This window comes from Streptococcus sp. HSISS2 (genome assembly GCF_000448665.1).
Classification (GTDB): domain Bacteria; phylum Bacillota; class Bacilli; order Lactobacillales; family Streptococcaceae; genus Streptococcus; species Streptococcus raffinosi.
This window is the reverse complement of the sequence record NZ_CM002133.1, coordinates 1,518,813-1,523,100: the sequence shown is the minus strand read 5'-3', so window position 1 is coordinate 1,523,100 and position 4,288 is coordinate 1,518,813. Positions and strand designations below refer to the sequence as shown.

General features: G+C 40.8%; 9 protein-coding genes and 1 pseudogene. All 10 read left to right on the top strand.

All coding sequences use genetic code 11. From position 1 onward, the window contains the following. The coding region (locus HSISS2_RS11355; RefSeq protein ID WP_042767060.1) for a hypothetical protein at nt 1–202 on the top strand (202 nt) is incomplete at its 5' end. Next, nucleotides 195–589: pseudogene (locus tag HSISS2_RS06805) on the top strand (RusA family crossover junction endodeoxyribonuclease). The gene HSISS2_RS11355 and the pseudogene HSISS2_RS06805, both read left to right, overlap by 8 nt. After that, nucleotides 586–831: a hypothetical protein gene (locus HSISS2_RS06800; RefSeq protein WP_021146032.1), complete on the top strand. Its 246-nt coding sequence runs from the start codon at nt 586–588 to the stop codon at nt 829–831. Before HSISS2_RS06805 ends, HSISS2_RS06800 begins: the two are co-directional and overlap by 4 nt. A gap of 209 nt (nt 832–1,040) precedes the next feature. Beyond that, nucleotides 1,041–1,277 (top strand): hypothetical protein, encoded by a 237-nt coding sequence (locus HSISS2_RS06790; protein ID WP_134981430.1) that lies wholly within the window; start codon nt 1,041–1,043, stop codon nt 1,275–1,277. Nucleotides 1,278–1,378: 101 nt separating this feature from the next. Further along, nucleotides 1,379–1,876 (top strand): DUF1642 domain-containing protein, encoded by a 498-nt coding sequence (locus HSISS2_RS06785; RefSeq protein ID WP_042767059.1) that lies wholly within the window; start codon nt 1,379–1,381, stop codon nt 1,874–1,876. Then, the gene (locus HSISS2_RS06780) at nt 1,876–2,103 is read left to right on the top strand and encodes a hypothetical protein (protein WP_042767058.1); all 228 of its coding nucleotides are present in this window, start codon (nt 1,876–1,878) and stop codon (nt 2,101–2,103) included. The genes HSISS2_RS06785 and HSISS2_RS06780 overlap by 1 nt, the downstream gene beginning before the upstream one ends. Nucleotides 2,104–2,109: 6 nt before the next feature. Then, nucleotides 2,110–2,418, top strand: coding sequence for a DUF1372 family protein (locus HSISS2_RS06775; protein WP_240472007.1), 309 nt, complete (start codon nt 2,110–2,112; stop codon nt 2,416–2,418). Nucleotides 2,419–2,554: 136 nt separating this feature from the next. Then, nucleotides 2,555–2,986: a hypothetical protein gene (locus tag HSISS2_RS06770; protein WP_240472004.1), complete on the top strand. Its 432-nt coding sequence runs from the start codon at nt 2,555–2,557 to the stop codon at nt 2,984–2,986. A gap of 348 nt (nt 2,987–3,334) precedes the next feature. Continuing rightward, nucleotides 3,335–3,733, top strand: coding sequence for a DUF1492 domain-containing protein (locus tag HSISS2_RS06765; RefSeq protein WP_042767056.1), 399 nt, complete (start codon nt 3,335–3,337; stop codon nt 3,731–3,733). Nucleotides 3,734–3,863: 130 nt separating this feature from the next. Continuing rightward, on the top strand, nt 3,864–4,288 hold a 425-nt coding region (locus tag HSISS2_RS06760; RefSeq protein ID WP_240472003.1), incomplete at its 3' end, for an HNH endonuclease.

Sequence of the window (4,288 nt, the reverse complement as noted above, 5' to 3'; positions counted from 1 at the left end):
AATGCCTCCGCTTTATCACACGTTACCGGGTCAAGATTTTTGGCATTCAGATTCAGAGGTTTTGAAATGGATTGCGAATCAACCGATTCTTTTGAATTGGGTAAAGGACCAGCTCAAAACGGCTGGATATATTACCTATGACAGAGAGACTGGAAAATGGACCGGTATCGATTATCAAGGTGAGGTGGCGAAAAATGATTGAATTTTTCGTTCCGATGAAAAAAATCCCAACTACAACGCATCAGCAAAAGAAAGTCACTGTCAGAAATGGTAAACCGCATTTCTATGAGCCTCAAAGTTTGAAGGAAGCCAGAAGTCTATTCACTGAGTTGTTAAGCGCATACACTCCAAAAGAGCAGATAGACGGACCTATACGCCTCACAGTGAAATGGCTATTTCCTAAAATCAAAAAAGCGACTCATGGCCAGTACAAGACTACTAAACCAGATACGGATAATTTACAAAATTACTTAAGGACTGCATGACGGATCTTGGCTATTGGCATGATGATGCACAAGTGGCTAGTGAGATTGCTGAAAAGTTCTGGTCGGATACTGTGGGCATCTATGTCAAGGTGGAAAAGCTATGAACTATATTGAGTTTTTTGAAAAAGAAGTCCCAGACTGGATGAGGGAAAGTAATCGCATGATGCAATTGGTTGGTTTTAATACCCCTGCATACTGGAATTGGGTAGTTGTATCGATCGATAAGGTTTGCGAAAAATATAACAACGACATTTTGGTTAAAAATCAATTTCATATTATCTGGGATTTCCTGGATGAGAAGGCTAGGGAGGTCTCAGGTACAGCTAATGGTAAAACGATGGACTGATCGCATGGCTGGTGTTAAATATGCACCAAGGCCATACGAACCGGCAACAGTGTTAGGACGAGTGGAGTATTTCAGCCACTGGTTCTATGCCACGCATCAGAAAAAGGTGCAGTAGCTACTAAGCTAGGTATTGGGAATAAAAAGCTTAACCGCATACTAATGCTGGAGCAGTTTCCGGATGAAGAATTATTAAAGGAGATGATGAAATTATGCAACGTAAAGTGAAGTTTTTTACCAAAATAGGTGATACTGACAAGCTTGACGAAGAGATTAATGCGTGGATTGAAAGCCACAATAAAGAACTGATAGATGTGAAGTTGGCTGTGGATTGGGAGGATAATGGCGATTATGTAAAATACACCGCCACAGTAATATATAAGGACAGAAATGAGGCTTGGCATGAAATACAAAGTTATAGTCTATTACGACAACATGGAAGACAGTGAGCGTGTATTCACAAATAAGAATGATGCGATTAATGAATTGCACAGATTGGGATCGAAATATCGCAACGCACGAAAATATAAGGTTGAAATGGTGGAATGTGATGGATAGACAAGAACAAATACAGAACTTAGCAAAAATAGCACGAATCTCGGTATCTTATGCAGAAGACTTATGTGATTCGTTCTTCGAGAAACCAGTCGTTCCGCAATGCGTGGCGGATTGGTATGAGGAGAATAAGGATGATTTTGAAGTAAATCTATTTAACTGTATCTGCGAAGCTGTTGAAAATTATGCCGGAAGCTCTTCAAATGAATTTGAGAATTGGTTGATGTCCAAGGAACTCGAAGTAATCCAAACCCTCGTCAACATGCACCAGTTCGGGTACGAGGTCGAGAAAGAAAAGCGTTATCGGGTTTCTATGCCGAAAACAAGAAATTACAAAGATCACGCTCAGCTATTGTGTGAGGCTGATGGCAAAGTGTTTTGGTGTGGCGAGTGGTATAAGCTTAGAACCAAATTCACTCGCAAAGAGCTAGAAGATGCTGGGTTTAGTTGGGTGTTCGATTGCCCAGGCGTGGAAGTGAAAGAGGTGGAGTGATGGCAAAGTTTATTGAGGTGATTCCTGTCAAATACGGAATGGATAAACCAAAAATGCTAATTAATATCGAAAATATAAGCTACATCAGAGAGGAAAGCGAAGCAATAACAGCGATTTTTTTAAAAGATGTCCCTTTGGATGGATGGTTCGGAAAACCTGAATTTGACAATCCTTTGCACGTAAAAACGCCGTTCGTATTTATTGCAGACGCTATACAAGGGGAGTAATGATTGGTGACAATTTTGTTAAAGAGAAAACGAGAAAATCAGCTAATAGTATCGACGATTCTGCTAGTGCTATCATTGGTGATTAATATTAGAACAGCAATCAGCATAGTCAACCGACCTATCGACACCGTGGTTATCCATAAGGCAGACAACGCAGTGGAGCTACATGGCAAGGTCACTGGAAAATCCATGGTAGGCAAGCTCTACACGATTGATTGCGGAGCTTATGGGAAATTCCTTGTCAGCAAGGAGCAGTATGACAGCGTAAATGTTGGGGATGATATCCCTAGCTATTTGAAGGAGAGAGGGAACTAACGAGTTTTAGTCAGCAAATTAAAACAAGCAAAAGTGATGAATACTATACGCCGAAATATGCAGTTGAAATCATTCTGCCGTACATCAGCAATATAAACATATTTGGTGCCCGTTTGATAAAGAACATAGCGAATTTGTGAAGTTACTAAAAGAAAACGGCCATGAAGTGACTTTCGGGCATATCGAAACAGGGCAAGATTTCTTTGATTATGACAAAGCACCGGAAGGCGTTGAATGTGTTGTAAGTAACCCGCCTTTCAGCAAACGTGATGCAATCTTTCGGAAAATGTACGAGCTAGACTTACCTTTTGCACTAATCATGAATAACAACGGGTTATTTGACAGTAAATCAAGATTTGAATTGTTCCGAAACAATAATTTTGAACTACTTATCCCAAAGGGGCGCATGAAATTCTTTGACGAAAGCATGACGGCTAGAAACAACCCAAATTTTCAAAGCATTTATGTTTGTAACGGCGTTTTGCCTAGCAAGATTGAATTTACAGATATGGACATCAAGAGTCGAAAGGACGGAAGGCAAGGTAGGACGGAACAAATCAACAGTTAAACATTACTTATATCGAGCGTATATGCTCGGCGTGTAGCCAGAATGGTTTTAGACGGTTCGAATCCGTCACTGGCCGTTAGTCTGTCAAATTATCCAAGAGACACTTTTTGACACCGAGCAAGCTGACAGACCTTGTTCGAAACAAAATCCAGTAAATAAATAATTAGAATCGAGGAACCTTTTTTATTTTGTTATCCTAGGCTTGCATTACTGGTGGCATGTCTAAATCTAACGTATGGGAGGTGGTAACCTAATCCTTCTTTATTTTTGTAATAAAAAAGACCCAGACTAATGCCCAGGACTGTTCAAACGTTAATAATATTATTATACCATAAAGGGAACGTATTTATGAGAACAGTAGAACGGCTGCAACAAATAAAAGCACTAGACAGGTATATTGACAGTCAGATAGAACAGATTAAACGTTTGGAATCCCAAGCCCTTAAAGTAACGGCTGGTGCTATGCAAACAGATATGGTACAGGGCGGCAAACGTAAGGGTAAGGATGATATCTATGTGGAACTTATGATGGCTAGGGAGGAATTAGAACGTTTCACTGCCGAGGCTATTAAGCAAAAGCTAGACTTCCGCCGTCAAATCGCAGAGGTGGGGGATATAGATGCACGATCCCTACTCCAGATGGTATATATAGACCAGCTGGATATCTGGCAGATATGTGACCGTATGGGCTTTAGTAAGGCAACCTACTATGTGAAGCTAAGACAAGCTGAGAAGTATTTGGACTAATCTGCATTGATTTACACCAATCTATAGTGCATCATACTCTAGTCATGGTAGTATAGTATTATCGAATCAGAAGGACATAGTAGTGTTCTTCTTTTGCTTTATCTGATTGAGAGGAGGTATACCCATGCCAATGGTCAGACGATGCAAGGCAGACGGTTGCCATGCTCTGACAGAAAGACCATTACATTACTGTAGCAAACATAGCAGTATGGAAGCAGCATACACAGAGGAGAGACAGAGATACTCACGGACAAGATACAACACACGAGTAAGGAACCGAGATGATGAGAGCAAGGAACGCTACGCATTCTATCGCTCGAAGACTTGGTCATCTATTCGTAGGATAGCTTTGGAACGTGACAACTATCTATGTCAGTACTGTCTAGCGTTGGGTGTGACCACACCAGACGCACGTATAGGCGACCACGTAACACCCGTTGAAATAGCTCCAGAACTTAGAACTGAAATTTCAAACGTAGTAGCTACATGCAGAAGCTGTGATAACACCAAGAGGACTTTGGAACAAGGAATATATGGTACTGGTCAAAATAGAAC

Coding starts and splice junctions, on each gene's coding strand:
- HSISS2_RS06785 (WP_042767059.1), top strand. CDS start 1,379: ATGGATAGACAAGAACAAATACAGAACTTAGCAAAAATAGCACGAATC.
- HSISS2_RS06765 (WP_042767056.1), top strand. CDS start 3,335: ATGAGAACAGTAGAACGGCTGCAACAAATAAAAGCACTAGACAGGTAT.
- HSISS2_RS06800 (WP_021146032.1), top strand. CDS start 586: ATGAACTATATTGAGTTTTTTGAAAAAGAAGTCCCAGACTGGATGAGG.
- HSISS2_RS06780 (WP_042767058.1), top strand. CDS start 1,876: ATGGCAAAGTTTATTGAGGTGATTCCTGTCAAATACGGAATGGATAAA.
- HSISS2_RS06790 (WP_134981430.1), top strand. CDS start 1,041: ATGCAACGTAAAGTGAAGTTTTTTACCAAAATAGGTGATACTGACAAG.